The sequence below is a fragment of the Mesorhizobium sp. L103C119B0 genome (assembly GCF_000502235.1).
Taxonomy (GTDB): domain Bacteria; phylum Pseudomonadota; class Alphaproteobacteria; order Rhizobiales; family Rhizobiaceae; genus Mesorhizobium.
In genome coordinates this window covers 1-2,424 of record NZ_AYXE01000060.1, presented here as the reverse complement: position 1 = coordinate 2,424, position 2,424 = coordinate 1, and the positions used below count along the sequence as shown (strand labels likewise).

Annotated in this window: 2 protein-coding genes and 1 pseudogene; all 3 read right to left on the bottom strand. The window is 61.4% G+C overall.

The window, feature by feature from the left end; translation table 11 throughout:
* Positions 1-796, bottom strand: a 796-nt coding sequence (locus X728_RS137015) for an IS110 family transposase (RefSeq protein ID WP_023833338.1), incomplete at its 3' end; no start/stop codon positions are given.
* A 372-nt stretch (positions 797-1,168) separates the two neighbouring features.
* Positions 1,169-1,792, bottom strand: coding sequence for a reverse transcriptase domain-containing protein (locus X728_RS1000000171995; RefSeq protein ID WP_023833337.1), 624 nt, complete (start codon positions 1,790-1,792; stop codon positions 1,169-1,171).
* 225 nt (positions 1,793-2,017) lie between these two features.
* Positions 2,018-2,206, bottom strand: a pseudogene (locus tag X728_RS1000000172350) (group II intron reverse transcriptase/maturase); the annotation flags it as partial.
* Positions 2,207-2,424 lie beyond the last annotated feature (218 nt).

The following is a 2,424-nucleotide window of genomic DNA, read 5'->3' as shown; positions in this document are numbered from 1 at the left end:
TTGACTGCGGATCGTGCCCCGCTGAGTAGATGCTATGGGCGAGCGGCGAGGGTGTGGCATCCTTAGGCGCTGTTAGAACCAACTCTTCAGAAGGAGGAGGCGCTCCATGCCGCCGTCTTTTGACGCAAGCCGGTCCCTTAGCGAACGAGGTTGCTGTGATGGCGCCGATGCCAGCGATCGAGATGAGCATGCGGCATGCCTGGCTCTGACGTGCATCTGCGACGAGCTGGCGCCCAAGCTTGGCGGCACGGATGCGAATGCCGCGCCAGGCCTCCAACATCGGCAGCACGATGAGAGCAAGTTCCTCGTGATCGATAAGAAGGCTCCGAACGTTCTTCTCGAACGTGGTTCCCTTACCTGCAGGAACGAGCAGGCCGAACGTTTTCATGAGCCCACGAATCTGGTTGGAAAATTCGGTGGTGATCCGGACCAGCCGGGTGCGTGCCACCATGAGCGTGCGGGTCAGCATGCTGTCAAATCCTTTCCCCCGCACCTCACGGAAGAACCCCACCTCTGCAAGATGCGCCAAACCGTCGGCGTCGTTCGCGTCGGTCTTATTCGGCGCCATATCGAGTGCAGCTTTGGCATGGCGAGCATCGATGCAGATCGCTGGCACCTTTTCCGCGCGTAGCGCGCGATAGAAGCAGACGGAAAGGGGTCCAGTCTCGAACACCACGCGTTTGGCGGCCGGCGCCCGCTTACGGATAAGCTCGGCAATGATCTTTGGATCAGAGGCGCACTTCCCGCGCCAGATCCGTTCGCCTTCACGGCGGATCGACACTGCCGTCTCTTTCATCGACAGTTGAGTAGGCGGTAAGCGCCGCGCCGCCGTTCAGCGACCGGTTTCTCACCGCCTCTCCCCGAACCGGGCANGACAGTTGAGTAGGCGGTAAGCGCCGCGCCGCCGTTCAGCGACCGGTTTCTCACCGCCTCTCCCCGAACCGGGCATGCGCCTTTCGTTACGCACCCAGCTCTCCAGAAGACATGGTAAAGTCAGGCATATCCATCCATGCGAGACGGAAGCGCCAGACGGGGGTCCAGGCGAGCATGTGTTGCTCGACCAATCCCTCGCGCCAGAGCCGTCTCGTCGGCCGGCGACTGCTGGGCTGATAGGCCGCCCAGATGTCACGCGACCGCGCTTTGGGGCGCTTCTTCCGCAACCAGCGCTCTACCTCATGCCAGTGTACCAGTCGAGACTGGTGAACACCCGGCCGGCGTAGGCACAGTGACGGTAGTAGTTCGCCCACCCGCGCAGGATGGGATTGAGCTCCCGAAGCTTGGAAGCCAGACTGCACCGGGCGGAACTCGTACCCGTACGTGCCTTGACCTTCCAACGCAGATCGGCGGCCTTTGTCTTGGGAATCTCGACGCGTGGGCCGTAGCCGTAGCGTCTATCCCAGTGCATGACAAAGCGGAATCCGAGGAACTCGAACCCGCTTGTCATGGCCGTGACCTTCGTCTTTTCCGGCGACAACTCAAGGCCTGTGGTCCGGCGCAAGTAGTCCGCCAGCGCGGTCTTCTCCGCGAGGGCATCCTCCTGCGTACCGGACACCAGCAGCACAAAATCGTCGGCGTAGCGCACAGGCAGGAACACACAGCGACCAGCCATGCGATCCCAGTAGCGCGCTCTGCCTGCCGCGGTCCTCCCGTCACATTGACGGTCGGCATGAGCCTTGGTGCGCTGATACACCCACCGTGCGTACTGTTCTTCGATCGCGCTGAGCGCGATGTTGGCAAGCAGTGGTGAGATAATCCCGCCCTGAGGGGTTCCGGCCTCTGTACGAGAGAACACCGGCTTTCAGGAACTGCCCGATCAGCCGTATCCATAGGTCATCGAGGGCGACATCAAGGGCTGCTTCGACAACATCAGCCATCATTATCTGTTGGAAAAGCTACGCAAGCGCGTCGCTGACCGGAGGGTGACGAGGGGCATCCGACTCCGCCGGGTGTCCCTGTCGCGTTTATGCGGGAGGGCAGCCCGTCGGATATACTCCAAGGCGCCGTGCGTGCTCCGTCCGGGCCTGAACCCATAGGAGACATGCCAGAACTGCGCCTCGAAGATTGGCTCCAGAAGTGTCTTGACCGCGCCTTGGACGACGCGATCCTTGACCGTGGGAATGCCTAGGGGTCGGAATTCCCCTGGTTTGCCGGGCTTGGGGATGAGCTTGCGCGGCCCGGGACTTGGTCGGTATGCGCCGGAGCGCAACTCGGCCTGGCAGCCCTAATTTAAGGTACTGCGTCGATTACATTGGGGACTGTCAGGAATTCTGTGCCTGAGGCCGGTTTCGTCACTGGCTGACGAACCTTTCGCCGACGAGGACGGCGAACTGGGTCTTGGCCTCGAACCACTCTCTAGCAGGCTGTTGAAGAAGTGTCCCGTTTGGCTTTGAGGATGGCCTCATCGCCATTGTGATAGGCGAATGT